Genomic DNA, 19,707 nt, shown 5'->3' with positions numbered 1-19,707 from the left:
TTGGCCCTGACCGTTGCGCTGTTGCTGCTCGCCGTTGTCCTGGGGTTCGCGGTAGCGCGCCCGCGGGGCTGGCCGGAGGCGTTGGCCGCGGTTCCGGCCGCGCTCATCCTGATCGGGATCGGCGCGATCTCGATCCATCAGGCGGAGAAGGAGATTGCCGACCTGTCCGGGGTGGTCGCCTTCCTGGGCGCGGTGCTGGTGCTGGCCAAGCTGTGCGACGACGAGGGCCTGTTCGAGGCCGCCGGCGCGGCGATCGCGCGTGGACGCGTCGGGTCGGGCGCGCTGCTGCGGCGGGTGTTCGTGATCTCCTCGGTGATCACCGCCGTGCTGAGCCTGGACGCCGCCGTGGTGCTGCTGACCCCGGTGGTGCTCGCCGCCGTGCGGCGACAGCGCACCCGGGTGCGGCCCTACGCCTACGCCACCGCCCATCTGGCCAACGGCGCCTCGCTGTTGCTGCCGGTGTCCAACCTGACCAACCTGCTGGCCTTCCACACGGCGAACATCTCGTTCACCAAGTTCACGCTCGTGATGGCGCTGCCGTGGCTCGGCGCGGTGGCCACCCTCTATGTGATCTTCCGGTGGTTCTTCGCCAAAGACCTGCGGGTGCAGCCGGAGCCGGAGCAGCTCGGCGCGCCACCGCGCCCACCGGTGTTCGTGCTGACGGTGGTCGCGCTGACGCTCGCCGGGTTCGCGGTCGCCCAGTCCGTGGGGGTGGCGCCGGCCTGGGTGGCGCTGTGCGGCGCCTCGGTGCTGGCGGTGCGCAGCCTGCGCCGCAGGCACACGTCGGTGTCGGAGATCGCGCGCTCGGTCAATGTGTCGTTCCTGGTGTTCGTGCTGGCGCTGGGCGTCGTGGTACAGGCGGTCATGCTGGGCGGGATGGACCGGGCGATGTCGGCGGTGCTGCCGTCGGGCTCGAGCCTGCCCGCCTTGCTGGCGATCGCCGCGATCGCCGCCACGCTGGCCAACGTCGTCAACAACCTGCCGGCCACGCTGGTGCTGCTGCCGCTGGTCGCGCCGGCCGGGCCGGTGGCGGTGCTGGCGGTGCTGATCGGGGTCAACATCGGGCCGAACCTGACCTACGTCGGGTCACTGTCGAACCTGTTGTGGCGACGCGTGCTTCGCAAGCACGACGTCGACGCCGGTGTCGGCGAATACACCCGCCTCGGGGTGTGCACCGTGCCCGCCTCGCTGGCGGTGGCGGTGCTCGCGCTGTGGGCGTCGGCGCGGCTGCTGGGCCTCTAGCGCCGAGGGTATGCCGGCGGCAACGACATGGACAGCTCGGCGAGGACGCCGCGCAGCACCGTCGGATAGTCGGTGATGATGCCGTCGACCCCGTACCCGATCTGCCGGCGCATCGCGTCGGCGTCATCGACGGTCCACGGAATGACCTTGAGCCCCAACGCATGCGCGCGCTCGACGTAGGGTTCGCCGGTGACCAGACGGTAATCCGGTGAGACGGTGTCGGCGCCCACCGCCAGCGCGTCGATCACCGGATCACCGGGAGTCTGCTCGTCGTACAGCGCCACCAACGGAATCGACGGTTCGGCCCGGCGCACCAGCGGCAGGGTGCGCCAGTCGAAGCTCTGTATCTCCACACGCTCGGTCTTGCCCGCGGCCCTGACCGCGGCCAGTATCACGTCGACGAACTCCTGCGGCTCGGCCGACGCGCCGGGCTCATCGGCCTCCACCTTGGTTTCGATGTTGTAGCGCACGGCGTCGGCGCGGTAGGAGTCGGCGAGCGCGAAAACCTCGGGCAGCGTGGCGATCTTGTTGCCCCGCACCACTTCGGCGTGCGGGAAGTCATCCAGCCGGCGCCCGCAGTCCAGGGTGCGGAGCTGCGCCAGGGTGAGCTCGTGCACGAGTTTGCCGACGTAGGGATACTGCGGGTCTCCGGCGAACGCGGGCGCGGTGTCGCTGCATTTCTGGGCGGCGATCGCCGGATCGTGCCACACCAGCGGTTGCCGGTCCCGGGTGAGCACGATGTCGAATTCCAGTGTGGTGACGCCCAATTCGAGCGACCTGGCGAAGGCCCGCAACGACTGCTCGGTGGCCTCCCCGCGTCCGCCGCGGTGGGCCTGCAGGTCGAAGCCGAGTGCTTGCGCTGATGCGGCCGGCGACGCCACGAGCACCGTCGCCGCCAGCAGGGCGGCGACGAGGCGGGCGATCACCTAACCCCTGCGCTGACGGGAGATTTCGGCGAGCACCACCCCGGCGGCCACCGAGGCGTTCAGCGATTCGGCATTGCCGGCCATCGGAATGGACACCACCTCGTCGCAGTTCTGCCGCACCAGCCGCGACAGCCCCTTGCCTTCCGACCCGACGACGACCACCACCGGGTCGGTGCCGTCGAGGTCGTCGAGCGTGGTGCCTCCGCCGGCGTCCAGCCCGATCACCCGCAGGCCGCGATTCGCCCAATCCGTCAGTGTCCTGGTGAGATTGGTGGCCCGGGCCACCGGGACCCGGGCGGCCGCCCCGGCACTGGTGCGCCAGGCCACCGCCGTCACCGAGGCCGACCGGCGCTGTGGGATCAGCACACCGTGACCGCCGAACGCCGCGACCGAACGCACGATGGCGCCCAGGTTGCGCGGATCGGAGATGTTGTCGAGCGCGACCAGCAGCGCGGGTGGCGAACCGGTCGCCGCCTCGAGCAGGTCGTCGGGGTGGGCGTAGTTGTACGGCGGCACCTGCAACGCGATGCCCTGGTGCATGTGGTTGCTGGTCATCCGGTCCAGGTCGGTGCGCGGCACCTCGAGGATCGCGATGCCCAAATCTGCTGCGCGGGAGACGGATTCGGTGAGCCGCTCGTCGGCTTCGCTGCCCAGCGCCACGTAGAGCGCGGTCGCCGGCACACCGGCGCGCAGGCATTCCAGCACCGGGTTGCGCCCGAGCACCGTCTCGGTCTCGTCGGTCCTACCCCGCGCGGGCCGGCGTGACGCCGACTGGGCGCGCTTGGCGGCGGGGTGGTTGGGGCGCATGTGTGCGGGAGGCGTGGGGCCGCGGCCCTCCAGCCCGCGGCGACGCTGGCCGCCCGAACCGACGGTCGGGCCCTTCTTGGTGCCTGCCTTGCGGATTGCGCCACGGCGTCGCGAGTTGCCGGCCATATACGTGGTCCCTTACTGTTCCGGGCCGGCCTGCAGCGACCACTGCGGCCCGTCGGCGGTGTCGGTGACCTCGATGCCGGCGTGCTTGAGCCGGTCGCGGATCTCGTCGGCGAGGGCCCAGTTGCGCTGCTCGCGCGCCTTCTCCCGATTCTCCAGCTCCGCGTGCACCAACACGTCGACGGCGGCCAGCGCCGCCGACGTCTCGTCGCGGGATTCCCAGCGCTCGTCGAGCGGGTCGCAACCCAGGATGCCCATCATCGCGCGGATCGCCCGGGCATGGCGCAGCGCGCCCTCGTGATCGCCGGTGTCCAGCGCGCGGTTGCCTTCGGCGCGGGCGGCGTGCACCTCGGCGAGCGCGGCCGGCACCGCGAGGTCGTCGTTGAGGGCCTCGGCGAACCGCGGCGTGCATTCGCCGGGCTCGACGGCACCGACCCGTACCCGCACCCGGTGCAGGAATTCCTCAACGCCGACATAGGCTTTCACCGCGTCCTGCAGGGCGGTCTCGGAGAATTCCAGCATCGACCGGTAGTGGGCGCTGCCCAGGTAGTAGCGCAACTCGGCGGGGCGCACCCGCTGCAGCATCGCCGGGATGGCCAGCACGTTGCCCAGCGATTTGCTCATCTTCTCGCCGCCCATGGTCACCCAGCCGTTGTGCAGCCAGTAGCGGGCGAACCCGTCGCCGGCGGCCCGGCTCTGGGCGATCTCGTTCTCGTGATGCGGGAACACCAAATCCATTCCGCCGCAATGGATGTCGAATTCGGTGCCCAGATAGGTGCGGGCCATCGCCGAGCATTCCAGATGCCAGCCCGGCCGGCCCCGGCCCCACGGGGTGGGCCAGGACGGCTCGCCGGGCTTGGCGGACTTCCACAGCGTGAAGTCGCGCTGATCGCGCTTGCAGGTGGCCGAGCCCTCGCCCTGATGGACGTCGTCGATCTTGTGGCCGGACAGTTGCCCGTATTCCGGGTAGCTGAGCACGTCGAAGTAGACATCGCCGCCGGCGGCATACGCGTGCTCGGTTTCGATCAGCCGTTCCATCAATTCGACCATCTGGGTGATGTGGCCGGTGGCCCTCGGCTCGGCCGACGGCGGCAGCACGTCCAGGGCGTCGTAAGCGGCGCTGAAGGCGCGTTCGTAGGTGGCCGCCCACTCCCACCACGGCCTGCCCGCCGCGGCGGCCTTGTTGAGGATCTTGTCGTCGATGTCGGTGACGTTGCGGATGAAGGCGACGTCGCAGCCGCGCGCGATCAGCCAGCGGCGCAGGATGTCGAAGGCCACCCCGCTGCGGACGTGGCCGATGTGCGGCAGGCCCTGCACGGTGGCACCGCACAGGTAGATCGAGACGTGGCCCTCGCGCAGCGGAACGAAATCACGCACGGCACCGGCTGCCGTGTCGTGTAGCCGCAAGCGGGCGCGATCGGTCACGACGTGCCAGCTTACCGGGTAGTTCCCCGGCGCCCGGCGCTGCGCGGGCTTAGCCGGTGGGGACCACGAGCGCGGTGGCGATGGCGGCCAGGCCCTCACCGCGTCCGGTCAGCCCTAACCCGTCTGTGGTCGTCGCCGACACCGACACCGGCGTCCCCAGCAATTCCGACAACACTCGCTGCGCCTCGGCGCGGCGCGGGCCGACCTTCGGCCGGTTCCCGATCACCTGCACGGCGGCGTTGGAGACCCGGAAGCCTTCGCCCGACGCCAGGTCGGCGACGTGGCGCAGCATGTCCGCGCCGCTGATGCCCTCGAAGCGCGGATCGTCGACCCCGAACACGGCGCCCACGTCGCCGAGCCCGGCCGCCGACAGCACCGCATCACACAGCGCGTGCGCCCCCACGTCGCCGTCGGAATGGCCGGCGCAGCCGTCGGCCTCGGCAAAGAGCAGACCGAGCAGCCAGCACGGCCGGCCGGGTTCGATCGGGTGCACGTCGACGCCGAGGCCGACCCTGGGAAGGGGAAGGGGCGCGCTCACCGGCGCACGATCGCGTCGGCCAGCATCAAATCGAGCTGAGTGGTGATTTTGAAGGCCAGCGGATCGCCGTCGACCACCTGAACCTGCCCGCCGACGTGCTCGACCAGCGACGCGTCGTCGGTGAATCCGGTCGCGCCGGCGGCGGCCCGATAGGCGCGCAGCAGCAGTTCGGTGGCGAACCCCTGTGGCGTCTGCACCGCCCGCAGCCCGTCGCGCTCCGGCGTCCCCAGGACCACCCCGTTGGCGTCCACGGCCTTGATGGTGTCATGCAGCCGCAACGCGGGCACGACGGCGTCGTGGCCGGCGCGCAGGGCGTCGACCACGCGGGTGATCAACGTCGGGGGAGTGAGCGCGCGCGCCGCGTCGTGCACCAACACGAACGCGGGGCTACCGGCGAGGGCGGCCAGGGCCAGGTCGACGGATTGGGTGCGGTCGGGCCCGCCGGCCACGACGGTGGCCCGGTCGGCAAGGACGCGCTTGGCCTCATCGATCCGGTCGGCGGGGACCGCCGCCACGACGTGATCGACCACGCCGGATTCCAGCAGGCCGGCGACGGCGCGCTCCAGCAGGGTGCGGCCGGCAACCTCGCAGAATGCCTTGGGAATTCCCGCCGCCAGCCGTTCGCCCGACCCTGCGGCCGGGACGACGGCGATCACGTTGCCCGAGGTGCCCGTCTCCGGGGCCACCGAAGCGTCAGGGCCTTCAGGAAGCGGCGGCCAGAACCTCGTCGAGGATGGTCTCCGCCTTGGCGTCGTCGGTGCTCTCCGCCAACGCCAATTCACCGACGAGAATCTGGCGGGCCTTGGCCAGCATGCGCTTCTCACCTGCCGACAGGCCACGCTCCTGGTCGCGGCGCCACAGGTCGCGCACTACCTCGGCCACCTTGTTGACGTCGCCGGAGGCAAGCTTTTCGAGATTGGCCTTGTAGCGGCGCGACCAGTTGGTCGGCTCCTCGGTGTGCGGGGCGCGCAGCACCTGGAACACCTTGTCGAGACCTTCCTGTCCGACGACGTCACGGACGCCGACATATTCGGCGTTCTCCGCGGGAACTCGAACGGTCAGGTCTCCCTGCGCCACCTTCAAGACGAGATATTCTTTTTGTTCCCCTTTGATCGTCCGGGTTTCGATCGCCTCGACTAACGCAGCACCGTGATGTGGGTAAACAACGGTGTCGCCGACCTTGAAGATCATCTGATTCGAGCCCCTTTCGTTACTTCATCCTAACACGGCCGCCTAACCACGCGCGAAGCAACGATGCAGGTCAGGGGCACAACACGCGCAGATTAGGGGTTGACATGGGGAGCAAGTCGTGCAATGGAGCACATTACCAACGCCCCCGTTCGGCCTTCGAGGCGGCTCGGAGGAGGTTTGGGAAGCGGCCTCGAGGCGGCTTGGGAAGCGGTTTGGGAAGCGGCTCCGGCGGCGGCGCGAAAGCCCTCGCGCCGCGCTCCCGCGCTGGTCCCGCGCCCCGCGCTACCGCGGGCACGGCGTGCCTACTACTGTGCATAGTTGCATTAGTCGAACGGGCCGAGCAGGAGGCTGTAGAGAGTGAACCGCTTCAAGATCCGCCTCGGCCTCCCCGCGTTCGCGTCCCGGGTCGCTATCGCCGGCGTGGTGGCCGTCGCGGCCGCGCTACTCAGCGGTTGCGGCGCCGGTCAGGTCTCGCAGATGGCGGTGCAGGAGCCCGCCATCAACGGCAACAAGGTCACCTTCAACAACGTGGCGTTGCGCAACATCCACATCCAGGCCACGCAGACGGGTGACTTCCTGCGGCCGGGCCGGGCGGTGGACCTGGTGCTGGTGGCCGTCAACCAGTCGCCAAGCGCCCCAGACAGACTGGTGGGCATCACCAGCGACATCGGTACCGTGGCGGTCAGCGGCGACACCCGGTTGCCCGCCGGCGGAATGCTGTTCATCGGCACGCCGGAGGGCCAGAAGGTGGCGCCGGGCCCGATCGATTCCAGCACCGCGGCCAAGGCGACCGTCACCTTGGCCAAGCCCATCTCGAACGGCCTCACTTACAACTTCACCTTCACTTTCGAGAAGGCCGGACAGGCCACCGTGCAGGTCCCGATTTCGGCCGGAGTGACCCCGCCGCACCAAAATCACGCGGGGTGACCGCCTGTCGTGACGGGGGCTTGTCGTAGCGGCTCGATACCGTCATCACGTGGCAACCGCGCGCTCGCAATACCGCTGCTCGGAATGCCGGCACGTCACCGCGAAGTGGGTCGGCCGCTGCCTCGAGTGCGGCACCTGGGGCACCGTTGACGAGGTCCCGGTGCTCAGTACCGTCGCCGGGCGCCGCGCCGCCCGGGCGGCCGGGTCGCAGGCCGTGCCGATCACATCCATCGAGCCGGGCGCCAGCCAGCACCGCACGACGGGCGTAGACGAACTCGACCGGGTGCTCGGCGGCGGCGTGGTTCCCGGCTCGGTCACGCTGCTGGCGGGCGATCCGGGCGTGGGCAAGTCGACGCTGTTGCTCGAGGTCGCCCACCGCTGCGCGGAGTCCGGCCGCCGCGCGCTGTACATCTCCGGTGAGGAGTCCGCCGGCCAGATCCGGCTGCGCGCCGACCGCATCGGCTGCGGCGGGGACGAGGTGTACCTGGCGGCCGAATCCGACCTGCACACGGTGCTCGAGCACATCGCCACGGTCAAGCCCGCGCTGGTGATCGTGGACTCGGTGCAGACCATGTCCACCACCGAGGCCGACGGCGTCGCCGGCGGCGTCACGCAGGTGCGCGCGGTGACGTCGGCGCTGACGGCCGCGGCCAAGGCCAACGGGGTCGCGCTGATCCTCGTCGGACACGTCACCAAGGACGGGGCCATCGCGGGGCCGCGTTCCCTCGAGCACCTCGTCGATGTGGTCCTGCACTTCGAGGGTGACCGCAACGGCTCGCTGCGGATGGTCCGGGGCATCAAGAACCGGTTCGGCGCCGCCGACGAGGTCGGGTGTTTCCTGTTGCACGACAACGGGATCGAAGGCGTCGCCGATCCGTCGAACCTGTTCCTGGATCAGCGCCCGGCGCCGGTCCCCGGCACCGCGATCACGGTGACGCTCGACGGCAAACGTCCGCTCATCGGCGAAGTGCAGGCGCTGCTGGCGACGCCGTCGGGCGGCTCGCCGCGCCGCGCCGTCAGCGGCATCGACAATTCGCGGGCCGCGATGATCACCGCCGTGCTGGAAAAGCACGCCAAGTTGCCCGTCGCCGCCCACGACATCTACCTGTCTACCGTCGGCGGCATGCGGCTGACCGACCCGTCATCGGATCTAGCGGTCGCGGTCGCGCTGGCCTCCGCGCTGGCCGATCTGCCGCTGCCCACCACCGCGGTGATGATCGGCGAGGTGGGACTGGCCGGGGACCTGCGGCGGGTCAGCGGCATGGAGCGGCGGCTGAGCGAGGCCGCGCGGCAGGGCTTCACCATCGCGCTCATCCCGGACGGCGACGACCCGCGGAGCGACATCGTGCCGCGCGGGATGCGGGCGCTGCGGGCGCCCACCATCGGCGCGGCGCTCGAGCACATGATCGACATCGCCGGCCGCCGCGGCGGGCCCGCCAAGCCGTACCGGCTGGACGCATGACGCGATGGGCCGCAGAATGCACGCTGTGACCCGTCCGACGTTGCGTGACACCGTTGCCCGCCTGGCACCGGGGACCGGGCTGCGCGACGGTCTGGAACGCATCCTGCGCGGCCGCACCGGCGCGCTGATCGTGCTCGGCAACGACGAAAACGTCGAAGCCATCTGCGACGGCGGCTTCGCCCTGGACGTGCGTTACGCGCCGACCCGGCTGCGCGAGCTGGCAAAGATGGACGGCGCCGTGGTGCTGTCCACCGACGGCAGCCGCATCGTGCGGGCCAACGTGCAGCTGGTTCCCGATCCGTCGATCGCCACCGATGAGTCGGGGACTCGGCACCGCTCGGCGGAGCGGGCGGCGATCCAGACCGGATACCCGGTGATCTCGGTGAGCCACTCGATGAACATCGTGACGGTGTACGTGGGCGGGGAGCGTCACGTCGTCGCAGATTCCGCGACCATCCTGTCGCGGGCCAATCAGGCCATCGCCACCCTCGAGCGGTACAAGATCAGGCTCGACGAGGTCAGCCGGCAGCTATCGCGGGCCGAGATCGAGGACTTCGTCACCCTGCGCGACGTCCTGACGGTGGTGCAGCGGCTCGAGCTGGTCCGGCGGATCGGCCAGGTGATCGACAACGACGTGGTCGAACTCGGCACCGACGGGCGCCAGCTGCGGCTGCAACTCGACGAACTGCTGGGCGGCAACGACATCGCCCGGGGGTTGATGGTGCGGGACTACCACGCCAGCCCGGAACCGCTGTCCGAAGCGCAGATGACCGCGACGCTGGACGAGCTGGATGCGCTCTCGGATACCGAGCTGCTCGACTTCACCGCTCTGGCAAAGGTTTTCGGCTACCCGACGACGACGGAGGCGCAGGATTCGGCGGTCAGCCCGCGTGGCTACCGCGCGCTGGCCGGCATCCCCCGGTTGCAGTTCGCCCACGCCGACCTGCTGGTCCGCTCGTTCGGGACGCTGCAGAACGTGCTGGCGGCCAGCGCCAGCGACCTGCAATCGGTCGACGGCATCGGCGCGATGTGGGCGCGCCACGTGCGGGAGGGCCTCTCGCAGCTGGCGGAGTCGACGATCACCGACTCACTGAGCTGATACGCGTTGGGCTCAGCCGGCCGGGGGCATCGGCGGGGCCTCCGGCTGCGGCACGGCCCCGGGCTGGCCCGGCCCGGGCACGGGGCCCGGCGGCGGTGGGGGCTGGTTCATGATGAACGGCACCGGCATCGAGCGCAGGTTGCCCAGCTGTACGACCAGGTTGTAGGTGCCCGGCCCGATCGCCGGCCGCGGCAGCGGGCAGTGCGGCGCCGAACCCATGCCCGTCCAGGTCACCGCGGTGGTCACCTGCTCGCCCGGCGTGAAGGTCTTGATCAGTGTCTCGTTGGACGGCGCGCAGTCCAGGTTCGACCACAGCCGCTTGTTGTCCAGCGAGTAGACGTAGGCCGCCAGCACCGCGGCGCCGACGTCGCGCTTGCAGGCGACCAGCCCGATGTTGGTGACGACCATGGTGAACTTCGGCTGGTCACCGATGAAGTACTGGGGCGCGTTGGTCAGGCCCTTGACCGCCAGCGTCGAGTCGGGGCAGTCGTCGCCCTCCTTCAGCACCGGCGGCGGCTGCACGGCGGCGGTGGGGGTGGGCGTCTCGGGGCTCTGGCCCTGCGCCGGCGGCGCCCCCGGCGCGGGGCTTTCCGGTCCCGCCGGTGGGGGCGCCTGGGGCGCAGGCGATCCCGGCTTGCTCTGAGCGGAGTTCGGCTTGTCGGTGCTGGCGGGCTTGGCGCCCGAGCTGTGTCCCATGAACGCGATGACGGTGGCGGCCACGATCCCGATCACGACGACCGCGATGCCCACGGCCAGGCCTCTGCGCCGCCAATAGATCTCGGTGGGTAGCGGGCCACGCGGTTCCAGATCGAGCACGTTCGCAGCGTAGGCCCAGGTCACGCCGATTTGGCTGACCCGACTCGGCGTGTCGCTAGGTTTGCCGGCCAATCGCCGTGTTAGTGGCGGCCGATCGCGTGCCCCATTCGCCCGCGATCCGGCCCGCTATTCGCCGCCTATTCGCCGCTTATTCGCCGATGTCGCCGACGTGGTCGCACAACGCCGCCTGCCCGTCGGCGAGGTGGTAGGTGACACCGGCGACCGCCACCGTGCCGTCGGCGATGCGCTCGGCGATCGCCGTGGACCGCGACACGAGCTGCGCCACGGTTTCGCGCACGTGTCGTTCCACGAACTCTTCGACGCGGCTCAGGCCGTCGCGGCGGCCCATGAGGATGGACGGAGCCACCCGCTCCACCACATCGCGCACGAAACCGCCGGGGATGGATCCCTCATCGATCGCGCCCAGGGCGGCCTTGATCGCGCCGCAGCTGTCGTGACCCAGCACGACGATGAGGGGCACGTTGAGCACGCTCACCGCGAACTCGATGGAACCCAGGACCGCGGTGTCGATGGCCTGCCCCGCGGTGCGCACCACGAACATGTCGCCCAGGCCCTGATCGAAGATGAGCTCGGCGGCGACCCGGCTGTCCGAGCAGCCGAACACGACCGCGGTGGGACTCTGACCGGCGGCCAGGCTGGCCCGGTGCTCAACACTTTGGCTGGGATGCTGCGGCTTACCGGCGACGAATCGCTCGTTACCCTCTTTGAGTGACTTCCATGCGGTTACCGGACTGGTGTTAGGCATGGCTGCCATCATGCCGGAACACCCAGAGCCCGGCCCGGCATACATACCAGTTACCAATCTTTTGGCCTGGTATGAGCGATCCCGCCGCGACCTGCCCTGGCGAGAGCCCGGGGTCAGCGCCTGGCAGATCCTGGTCAGCGAGTTCATGTTGCAGCAAACGCCGGTGGCCCGGGTGTTGCCGATCTGGTCGGACTGGGTGCGGCGCTGGCCGACCCCGTCGGCGACGGCCGCTGCCAGCGCCGCGGATGTGTTGCGCGCCTGGGGCAAGCTGGGTTATCCGCGGCGGGCCAAGCGTTTACACGAGTGCGCCACCGTCATCGCGCGCGATCACGACGACGTCGTTCCCGATGACGTCGACACGCTGCTGACGCTGCCCGGCGTCGGCAGCTACACGGCGCGCGCCGTCGCCTGCTTCGCCTATCGCCGGCGGGTGCCGGTGGTCGACACCAACGTGCGCCGGGTGGTGGCGCGCGTCGTGCACGGCCTGGCCGACGCGGGCGCGCCGTCGGCGAACCGTGACCACGCCGACGTGGCCGCGCTGCTGCCCGACGACGAAACCGCACCGCAGTTCTCCGTCGCGCTGATGGAGCTGGGAGCGACGGTGTGCACCGCGCGCGCCCCGCGGTGCGGGCTGTGTCCGCTGGGCCGGTGCGCCTGGCGGCACGCGGGCTTTCCCGCCGCGCAAGGACCGCCGCGACGCGTCCAGACCTACGCGGGCACCGACCGGCAGGTCCGCGGCCGGTTGCTGGATGTGTTGCGCGCCAAGGATTCCCCGGCCACCAGGGCCGAGCTGGATGTCGCGTGGCTGACCGATACCGCGCAGCGCGACCGGGCGCTGTATTCGCTGCTCGCCGACGGTCTGGTGACGCAGACCCGCGACGGCCGGTTCGCGCTGGCCGGCGAGGAGTAGCGCGTCAGGCCCGCGAATCCGGCGCGGCCAGGAAAGCCTCCACCGCTGCGCGGTATTCCTCGGGCGCTTCGTCGTGGATCAGGTGACCCGCCTGCGGAACCTGCAAATACGTTGCCGCGGTGGCGCTTTCGGCCATCCGTTGCATCTGGCCCGGCGGGGTGACCGAGTTGCCGGCCTCGATGAGCAGCGACGGCACACGCACCGCCCGCCACTGCGCCCAGTAGTCGCGGGTACCCCATTCCGCGGCGATCTCGATCCATCGCGAGGTGTGCCCGTGCAGCCGCCAGCCGGTTTCGGTGCGGTCGAACGCCTCCAGGAAATACTGCCCGGCGACGGGCCCGAATTCGGCGAACACCTGCTCGACGGAATCGAATTCGACCGGAAGCGCGTGCAGCCACGGCTCCCACGGGCCGGTGGTGCGGCCACGGAAGTCCGGCGCCATGTCCTCGAGCACCAGGGCGGAAACAAGTTCGGGGCGCTCGGCGGCCAGGCACCACGCGTGCAGGGCACCCATCGAATGCCCGACAATCCTGACCCGCGCGCCCAACGCGCTCACCGCATCACCCAGGTCGGCCACGAACCGCTCGGTGCTGATCGGGTGCGGATCGTTGACGTCGCGTCCCCGATGCCACAGCGCGTCGTAGCTGTAGACGGTGCCCAAGCGGGTCAGCCACGGCAGTTGACGCGTCCACGTGGTCCCGCGCCCCATCAGACCGTGCACCAGCACCAATGGTTCGCCGCGCCCCCCGCGGCGAGTCAACAAATCGCTGGGCATGCCACCATCTTGCGTGGACCGCCCTCGTTGAACGGTGCGGGGGGCGGGGTAGCCTAGCGGCATGCCGCCAGTGGTGAAGATCAACGCAATCGAAGTTCCCGCCGACGCCGGCCCCGAACTGGAGAAGCGGTTCGCCCACCGCGCGCATGCGGTGGAGAATCAGCCCGGCTTCCTCGGCTTCCAGTTGCTGCGTCCGGTCCAGGGCGAGGACCGCTACTTCGTGGTGACGCACTGGGAGTCCGATGAGGCGTTCCAGGCGTGGGCGAAGGGTCCCGCCATCGAGGCCCACGCCGGCCATCGGGCCAACCCGGTGGCGACCGGGGCGTCCCTGCTGGAATTCGAGGTTGTGCTGGACGTTGCCGCAAACAAGCAGGCTGGCTAGCGGGCGGTCGGCCTGGCGCCGCGCGCTGGCGCTGAGCGCCGCCACCACACTGATCGTGACCTCGGCGCCCGGTTGCGCCCCCTCCCCCTCGCCGCAGGCGAACGCGGCGAACGCGGGACGCCAAATCGACACCCGGACCCCGCCCGGCATCCGGGCCCAGCAGACGTTGGACATGCTCAACTCGGATTGGCCCATCGGGCCGGTCGGGGTCGGCACGCTGGCCGCTGCCGACAAGGTCGAGTCGGTGGAAACCACCATGGAGGCGCTGTGGTGGGATCGTCCGTTCAGCCTGGACGGCGTGGACATCGGTGCGAGCGTGGCCACGCTGCACCTGACGTCGTCTTACGGTGCCCGCCAAGACATCCGGATCCACACCGACGACGGCGGGTGGGTGGACCGGTTCGACCTGGACACCCGGGCGCCCACGGTCAGGTCGTGGCAGGACATCGACGCGGTGCTGAGCAAGACCGGCGCGCGCTACTCCTATCAGGTCGCCAAGGTCGATGACGGCCACTGCAACCCGGTGGCGGGCACCAACACCCGCGAATCCCTGCCGCTGGCATCGATTTTCAAGCTGTACGTGTTGCACGCCCTGGCCGGCGCCATCAAAAACGGCACGGTGTCCTGGGATGACCAGCTGACCGTCGCCGACAAGAGCCGGGCCGTCGGCTCGTCGGGTCTGGCGCTGCCCGCCGGCGCCCACGTCTCGGTCCGCAAGGCCGCCGAGAAGATGATCGCCACCAGCGACAACATGGCAACCGATCTGCTGATCGAAAAGATGGGCACGCACGCCATCTCCGAAGCGCTCGCCACGGCCGGCCATCACGACCCGGCCAGCATGACGCCCTTCCCCACCATGTACGAGCTTTTCTCGGTCGGCTGGGGCAGACCCGACCTGCGCGACCAATGGGAGCACGGGTCCCCGCAAGTGCGGGCCCAGCTGCTGGAGCAAGCGAATTCCACGCCGTACGACCCGGATCCGATGCGCGCTCACTCGCCCGCGTCCTCGTACGGCGCGGAGTGGTACGGCAACGCCGAGGACATCTGCCGGGTTCACGCGGCGCTGCAGGCCGACGCGGTCGGCGCGGCGGCTCCGGTGCGCGAGATCCTGTCCGCGGTCGCGGGTATCCAGCTGGACCGCAACGTGTGGCCCTACATCGGCGCGAAAGCCGGTGGCCTGCCGGGTGATTTGACGTTCAGCTGGTACGCCGTCGACAAGACGCGCCAGCCGTGGGTGGTCAGCTTCCAGCTGACCTGGCCGCGCGATCACGGGCCGACCGTGACCGGCTGGATGCTGCAGGTCGCCAAGCAGGCCTTCGCGTTGATCGCGCCGAAGTAGCTGTCACAACCGCAGCGTCCAGCGTTCGTCGCGGAAATGCATGAGGACGCGGCCCGCCGGTGCGACGTCGATGCGCCAGAACGACGCCGGCGGGATGCCCAGCGCCGCCAGGATCGCCGCCCGGATCACCGCGGGGTGCGTCACCGCCACCGCGGGTGAGGTGTTGGCGGTCAACGACTTCAACCAGCCGGCCACCCGGTCGACGAGGTCGGTGATCGACTCGCCGCCGTGCGGCGCCTGGGTGGGATCGGTCAGCCACGCCTCGAGCTCCCCGGGGGGCACGTCCCCGAGCGCCATGCCTCGCCACCGCCCGCAATCGAGGTCGGAGAGCCGCGGCTCCGTGACGGATTGCAGGCCCAGCAACGCCGCCGTCTCCCGAGCGCGCCGCTCGGGTGCGACGAAATAGCGTGCCCCAGCGGGGATTTCGTCGGTCACGGCTTTGGCCTGGCGGCGGCCGACGTCGTTGAGCGGCTCGTCGGCGGGAAACCGCCCGGCCGCCATCGCAGCGGTCATCGCGTGCGAGACGAGCGTCAGCCGGACGACCTGCGTCACGCCGCGGTGCTCGGGGCGCGCTCACTCAGCAGCCGGGACGCCACCACGGAGAAGACCGCGCCGATGCCCGCCCACAGCACCAGCTGAGTCCCCAGCGATACCAACCTGAACTCATAGAGGACGTCGGCGGGAAAACCCGGATAGATGATGGCGCCCGCCGCGTCGCGCAGCGGTCCCGGCGTCTCGTCCACGCCCGGCAGCAGCACCGCCACCACGACGATCGCCACCAGATAGGACCCGGCCGCCAGCAGCCGCGCGTTCCCCACCCCGAAGCGGGCGGTGAGCGAACGCGCCAGCCATGCCGCGCCGATCGCCAACACCATCGACGCCAGCACCATCACCAGATACCAGCCGGTCCGCGCGCCGATCGTGTCGGACTGGCCGACCGCCGGCGGGTTCGGCGGATACTTCAGAAACGGCACCACGTACACCGCCCAGAACGCCCCGGCCGCCAAGAGCAACGAAAGCGCCTGCGGCCGCGCATGATTCGTGCGGGCATAGACGACGCTGAACAGCACGGCGAACAAGGCGCCCATGGCGAGGCCGAAGAGCAGCACCCCGAATCCCAGCCCGGCGTTGGCCTGCACCGTCCGGGTGAACAGCTCGGCGCCGTGCTCGTGCACGCCGTGCGCGTTCTCGGCGTCGGTGCGGCCGTCCTCAAAAGCGATCGCGCGGCCGATGACGGGCTCGGCGCACAGCCGGGCGAATACGAACGCCAGCACCGCGCCGATGGCACCCGCCAGAAGTCCGCCCCCGATCAGGCGTTTCTCCACGAGACCGGCTCAGTGGCAGGGGAAGCCGAGGAGATGGCGCGCGTCGTGCACGAACTCGTGCACATGCGAGTCGCTGCCGAACAGCGACACCGCCCCCTGGTCGACGCCGACGAAGTACAGCGCCAACAAGGCGAGAAAGACGGTCGCCGCCAACCAGAGCGCGGCGCTTGCCGCCGACAGGTCGAGCGAACGGGTGCGGGCTACCTGGGAGTTCGCCACGAGAGCCTCCTTGTGCGGTGCACGCCCTTCTCGACGCGCAAGTGTGAACCCTGCGACGCGGCACACAATCCACGCGCCGCCGGGTTCACCCTACTGCGCGTCCGGCGCCTGCGGTGCGGCGTGCGCCCCGGCCTTGGCCAGGTCCGGCTCGGCCGGCGGCTTGCGGGTGCCGGTGAAGGTGAACTTCGCGTCCTCGCCGGCGCTCTCGCCGTCCCAGTTGTCGACGTCGACCGTGACAACCTGGCCGGGACCGACCTCCTCGAAGAGGATCTTCTCCGAGAGCTGGTCCTCGATCTCGCGCTGGATGGTGCGCCGCAGCGGACGGGCACCCAGCACGGGGTCGAAGCCGCGCTTGGCCAGCAATGCCTTGGCCTTGTCGGTCAGCTCCATCGCCATGTCCTTGCTCTTGAGCTGGTTGCCGACGCGCTGGATCATCAGGTCGACCATCCGGATGATCTCGTCGCGGGTCAGCTGGTGGAACACGATGATGTCGTCGATGCGGTTGAGGAACTCCGGGCGGAAGTGCTTCTTCAGCTCGTCGTTGACCTTCTGCTTCATCCGCTCGTAGTTGTTCTCACCGCCACCCTGGGTGAAGCCCAGGCCGACCGGCTTGGAGATGTCGGACGTGCCGAGGTTCGAGGTGAAGATCAGCACGGTGTTCTTGAAGTCCACCGTGCGGCCCTGACCGTCGGTGAGCCGACCGTCCTCGAGGACCTGCAACAGGCTGTTGTAGATCTCCTGGTGCGCCTTCTCGATCTCGTCGAACAGCACCACGGAGAACGGCTTGCGGCGCACCTTCTCGGTGAGCTGGCCGCCCTCCTCGTAGCCGACGTATCCCGGCGGGGCGCCGAACAACCGCGACGCGGTGAACCGGTCGTGGAACTCGCCCATGTCGATCTGGATGAGCGCGTCGTCGTCGCCGAACAGGAAGTTGGCCAGCGCCTTGGACAGCTCGGTCTTACCGACACCGGACGGGCCGGCGAAGATGAACGAACCCGACGGGCGCTTGGGGTCTTTCAGCCCGGCGCGGGTGCGGCGGATCGCCTTGGAGACGGCCTTGACGGCGTCCTCCTGGCCGATGATCCGCTTGTGCAGCTCGTCCTCCATGCGCAGCAACCGGGTGGTCTCGGCCTCGGTGAGCTTGAACACCGGGATGCCGGTCCAGTTGCCCAGCACCTCGGCGATCTGCTCGTCGTCCACCTCGGCGACCACGTCGAGATCGCCGGAGCGCCACTGCTTTTCGCGCTCGGCACGCTGGGCCACCAGCTGCTTCTCCCGATCCCGCAGGCTGGCCGCCTTCTCGAAGTCCTGGGCGTCGATCGCCGATTCCTTCTCCCGGCGCGCGTCGGCGATCTTCTCATCGAACTCGCGCAGGTCTGGCGGCGCCGTCATCCGGCGGATCCGCATCCGGGCGCCCGCCTCGTCGATCAGGTCGATCGCCTTGTCCGGCAGGAACCGGTCGTTGATGTAGCGGTCGGCCAGGGTGGCCGCCGCGACCAGTGCCGGGTCGGTAATCGAGACCCGGTGGTGCGCCTCGTAGCGGTCGCGCAGACCCTTGAGGATCTCGATGGTGTGCTCCACCGTCGGCTCACCGACCTGCACCGGCTGGAAGCGGCGCTCCAGGGCGGCGTCCTTCTCGATGTACTTGCGGTACTCGTCGAGCGTGGTGGCGCCGATCGTCTGCAGCTCGCCGCGGGCCAGCTTGGGCTTAAGGATCGACGCGGCGTCGATCGCTCCCTCGGCGGCACCGGCACCCACCAGGGTGTGCAGCTCGTCGATGAACAGGATGATGTCGCCGCGGGTGTTGATCTCCTTGAGCACCTTCTTCAGGCGTTCCTCGAAGTCACCGCGGTAGCGCGAGCCCGCGACCAGCGAGCCCAGGTCCAGGGTGTAGAGCTGCTTGTCCTTCAGCGTCTCCGGGACCTCGCCGTGCACGATGGCCTGCGCCAGGCCCTCGACGACGGCGGTCTTGCCGACGCCGGGCTCGCCGATCAGCACCGGGTTGTTCTTGGTGCGCCGGCTCAGCACCTGCATCACCCGCTCGATTTCCTTCTCGCGGCCGATGACCGGGTCCAGCTTGCCTTCCATCGCGGCGGCGGTCAGGTTGCGGCCGAACTGGTCGAGCACCAACGAGGTGGACGGGCTGCCGGACTCGCCGCCACGGCCACCGGTGCCCGCCTCGGCGGCCTCCTTGCCCTGGTAGCCGCTCAGCAGCTGGATGACCTGTTGGCGCACCCGGGTCAGCTCCGCGCCCAGCTTCACCAGCACCTGCGCCGCCACGCCCTCACCCTCACGGATCAGGCCCAGCAGGATGTGCTCGGTGCCGATGTAGTTGTGGCCGAGTTGCAGCGCCTCGCGCAGGCTCAGCTCGAGAACCTTCTTGGCGCGCGGGGTGAACGGGATGTGGCCCGACGGGGCCTGCTGGCCCTGGCCGATGATCTCCTCGACCTGGCTGCGGACGCCCTCGAGCGAGATGCCCAGCGACTCCAGCGACTTTGCGGCGACGCCTTCGCCCTCGTGAATCAAACCCAGCAGGATGTGCTCGGTGCCGATGTAGTTGTGGTTGAGCATCCGGGCCTCTTCTTGCGCCAGGACGACGACCCTGCGGGCACGGTCGGTAAATCTTTCAAACATCGGGTTACCTGCTCTCCCTCAACATCGGTACAAACTGGTTAGCGGCCCTTCTAGCAACCCTGCCGGTTCCCTGTGGCCGGAATCGCGTACCTGCCATCCACTGTAATGGTCGGCTTGCCAGCGGGCCTAACCTTGTGCGGCCTCGTTCGCTGCGGACGCAACTTGGTCCTTCCGGCCGTAAATCTCTCCTGCGACTGCCTGCGGCGTTACGCGCCGTATGGACGCCGTACGGAGAAGAAACGTCGCAAAGTCTCAATTCGTTTCCCGGGACCCCCGTCGATCATTTCGCGGCCAGCGAAATGACAAACCGGCGCCCGGGCGTGGACCCGAGCGCCGGTTCGAAGACTGTCAGGTTGCCGCGTGGAACGCGTCGATGACGTCGGCCGGGATGCGGCCGCGCGTCGACACGTTGTGCCCGTTCCGGCGAGCCCATTCGCGGATCGCTGCGCTCTGCTCGCGGTCGATGGCGCCGCGGCCGCGTCCCGAGCCGGAACGCCCGCGCCGGCGGCCGCCGACGCGGCGGCCGGCTTCCACCCATTGCTTCAGATCTCCGCGAAGTTTCGCGGCATTCTTGGACGAAAGATCAATCTCATAGGTCACCCCGTCAAGCCCGAATTCGACCGTTTCGTCGGCTGCGCCGGCACCGTCGAAATCATCGACCAACGTGACGGTCACTTTTTTTGCCATTGGCTTACCCTCGCATTTCGTCCTGAGCAGTTGCTGAGCAGATTGGAACGACCTCCCCGGTCACCAATGTGCCATAACAACGCAGCATACTCAATCTGTACGGACGCTGCAGCG

Annotated in this window: 20 protein-coding genes and 1 pseudogene; 7 read left to right on the top strand and 14 right to left on the bottom strand. The window is 69.6% G+C overall.

Annotation, left to right across the window (positions count from 1 at the left end; all coding sequences use genetic code 11):
- The gene (locus tag AC0KS4_RS27340) at positions 1-1,242 is read left to right on the top strand and encodes an SLC13 family permease (RefSeq protein WP_238955664.1); all 1,242 of its coding nucleotides are present in this window, start codon (positions 1-3) and stop codon (positions 1,240-1,242) included.
- Here AC0KS4_RS27340 and AC0KS4_RS27335 read toward each other — a convergent pair.
- Genes AC0KS4_RS27335 through carD form a run of 6 tightly spaced genes read right to left on the bottom strand, consistent with a single transcriptional unit; the run spans position 1,239 to position 6,252 of the window.
- On the bottom strand, positions 1,239-2,168 hold the full coding sequence (locus AC0KS4_RS27335; RefSeq protein ID WP_238955663.1) for a glycerophosphodiester phosphodiesterase: 930 nt from the start codon (positions 2,166-2,168) through the stop codon (positions 1,239-1,241). The two genes, AC0KS4_RS27340 and AC0KS4_RS27335, sit on opposite strands and share 4 nt — an antisense overlap.
- On the bottom strand, positions 2,169-3,101 hold the full coding sequence (gene rlmB / locus AC0KS4_RS27330; RefSeq protein ID WP_225326226.1) for a 23S rRNA (guanosine(2251)-2'-O)-methyltransferase RlmB: 933 nt from the start codon (positions 3,099-3,101) through the stop codon (positions 2,169-2,171).
- A gap of 12 nt (positions 3,102-3,113) precedes the next feature.
- Positions 3,114-4,523 (bottom strand): cysteine--tRNA ligase, encoded by a 1,410-nt coding sequence (cysS, locus tag AC0KS4_RS27325; RefSeq protein WP_238955662.1) that lies wholly within the window; start codon positions 4,521-4,523, stop codon positions 3,114-3,116.
- A gap of 49 nt (positions 4,524-4,572) precedes the next feature.
- Positions 4,573-5,061 carry a 2-C-methyl-D-erythritol 2,4-cyclodiphosphate synthase gene (gene ispF / locus AC0KS4_RS27320; protein ID WP_238955661.1) on the bottom strand — a complete coding sequence of 163 codons (489 nt, stop codon included), beginning with the start codon at positions 5,059-5,061 and terminating at the stop codon, positions 4,573-4,575.
- Positions 5,058-5,747, bottom strand: a complete 690-nt coding sequence (ispD, locus tag AC0KS4_RS27315) for a 2-C-methyl-D-erythritol 4-phosphate cytidylyltransferase (protein WP_225326223.1) — start codon at positions 5,745-5,747, stop codon at positions 5,058-5,060. The genes ispF and ispD overlap by 4 nt, the downstream gene beginning before the upstream one ends.
- Positions 5,748-5,763: 16 nt before the next feature.
- Positions 5,764-6,252 carry an RNA polymerase-binding transcription factor CarD gene (gene carD / locus AC0KS4_RS27310; RefSeq protein WP_003419482.1) on the bottom strand — a complete coding sequence of 163 codons (489 nt, stop codon included), beginning with the start codon at positions 6,250-6,252 and terminating at the stop codon, positions 5,764-5,766.
- A 357-nt stretch (positions 6,253-6,609) separates the two neighbouring features.
- Here carD and AC0KS4_RS27305 point away from each other — a divergent pair, with 357 nt between their 5' ends.
- The 3 genes and pseudogenes from AC0KS4_RS27305 (at position 6,610) to disA (ending at position 9,740) form a co-directional block, all read left to right on the top strand.
- Positions 6,610-7,179, top strand: coding sequence for a copper chaperone PCu(A)C domain-containing protein (locus tag AC0KS4_RS27305; protein WP_238955660.1), 570 nt, complete (start codon positions 6,610-6,612; stop codon positions 7,177-7,179).
- A gap of 49 nt (positions 7,180-7,228) precedes the next feature.
- Positions 7,229-8,660 (top strand): annotated as a pseudogene (gene radA / locus AC0KS4_RS27300) (DNA repair protein RadA); the annotation flags it as partial.
- On the top strand, positions 8,658-9,740 hold the full coding sequence (gene disA / locus AC0KS4_RS27295; protein ID WP_225326322.1) for a DNA integrity scanning diadenylate cyclase DisA: 1,083 nt from the start codon (positions 8,658-8,660) through the stop codon (positions 9,738-9,740). The pseudogene radA and the gene disA, both read left to right, overlap by 3 nt.
- A 12-nt stretch (positions 9,741-9,752) precedes the next feature.
- Here the strand turns inward: disA and AC0KS4_RS27290 are convergent, their stop codons facing one another.
- Positions 9,753-10,556 carry a hypothetical protein gene (locus AC0KS4_RS27290; protein WP_225326221.1) on the bottom strand — a complete coding sequence of 268 codons (804 nt, stop codon included), beginning with the start codon at positions 10,554-10,556 and terminating at the stop codon, positions 9,753-9,755.
- A gap of 148 nt (positions 10,557-10,704) precedes the next feature.
- On the bottom strand, positions 10,705-11,322 hold the full coding sequence (locus AC0KS4_RS27285; RefSeq protein ID WP_225326220.1) for a carbonic anhydrase: 618 nt from the start codon (positions 11,320-11,322) through the stop codon (positions 10,705-10,707).
- Between AC0KS4_RS27285 and AC0KS4_RS27280 the strand changes: the two genes are divergently transcribed.
- Positions 11,321-12,232, top strand: a complete 912-nt coding sequence (locus AC0KS4_RS27280) for an HhH-GPD family protein (protein ID WP_225326219.1) — start codon at positions 11,321-11,323, stop codon at positions 12,230-12,232. The genes AC0KS4_RS27285 and AC0KS4_RS27280 overlap by 2 nt on opposite strands.
- A gap of 4 nt (positions 12,233-12,236) precedes the next feature.
- On the opposite strand, the gene AC0KS4_RS27275 is transcribed toward AC0KS4_RS27280, so the two are convergent.
- A complete protein-coding gene (locus AC0KS4_RS27275; protein ID WP_238955659.1) occupies positions 12,237-13,007 on the bottom strand; it encodes an alpha/beta fold hydrolase in 771 nt (256 codons plus the stop codon).
- Positions 13,008-13,068: 61 nt separating this feature from the next.
- On the opposite strand from AC0KS4_RS27275, the gene mhuD reads away from it, so the two are divergent.
- Positions 13,069-13,389: a mycobilin-forming heme oxygenase MhuD gene (mhuD, locus tag AC0KS4_RS27270; RefSeq protein ID WP_003875625.1), complete on the top strand. Its 321-nt coding sequence runs from the start codon at positions 13,069-13,071 to the stop codon at positions 13,387-13,389.
- Positions 13,364-14,728: a class A beta-lactamase-related serine hydrolase gene (locus AC0KS4_RS27265; RefSeq protein WP_238955658.1), complete on the top strand. Its 1,365-nt coding sequence runs from the start codon at positions 13,364-13,366 to the stop codon at positions 14,726-14,728. The genes mhuD and AC0KS4_RS27265 overlap by 26 nt, the downstream gene beginning before the upstream one ends.
- 3 nt (positions 14,729-14,731) lie before the next feature.
- Here AC0KS4_RS27265 and AC0KS4_RS27260 read toward each other — a convergent pair whose 3' ends face one another.
- The 5 genes from AC0KS4_RS27260 to lsr2 all read right to left on the bottom strand — a co-directional run bounded on the left by AC0KS4_RS27260 (position 14,732) and on the right by lsr2 (position 19,593).
- Positions 14,732-15,280, bottom strand: a complete 549-nt coding sequence (locus AC0KS4_RS27260; RefSeq protein WP_238955657.1) for a histidine phosphatase family protein — start codon at positions 15,278-15,280, stop codon at positions 14,732-14,734.
- Positions 15,277-16,053, bottom strand: a complete 777-nt coding sequence (locus AC0KS4_RS27255) for a CbtA family protein (protein WP_238955656.1) — start codon at positions 16,051-16,053, stop codon at positions 15,277-15,279. Before AC0KS4_RS27255 ends, AC0KS4_RS27260 begins: the two co-directional genes overlap by 4 nt.
- Before the next feature lie 9 nt (positions 16,054-16,062).
- Entirely contained in the window at positions 16,063-16,272 is a 210-nt protein-coding gene (locus AC0KS4_RS27250; RefSeq protein ID WP_238955655.1) for a CbtB domain-containing protein, read from the bottom strand.
- 90 nt (positions 16,273-16,362) lie between these two features.
- Positions 16,363-18,906 (bottom strand): ATP-dependent protease ATP-binding subunit ClpC, encoded by a 2,544-nt coding sequence (clpC1, locus tag AC0KS4_RS27245; RefSeq protein WP_020821484.1) that lies wholly within the window; start codon positions 18,904-18,906, stop codon positions 16,363-16,365.
- Positions 18,907-19,254: 348 nt separating this feature from the next.
- Complete coding sequence (lsr2, locus tag AC0KS4_RS27240) at positions 19,255-19,593, bottom strand: histone-like nucleoid-structuring protein Lsr2 (protein ID WP_008263502.1); 339 nt, start codon at positions 19,591-19,593, stop codon at positions 19,255-19,257.
- Positions 19,594-19,707: the final 114 nt, after the last annotated feature.

It is taken from the genome of Mycobacterium sp. NTMscope_MAC_12, assembly GCF_976985675.1.
The sequence above is the reverse complement of the archived record's forward strand: the minus strand, read 5'-3'. Positions and strand labels throughout refer to the sequence as shown.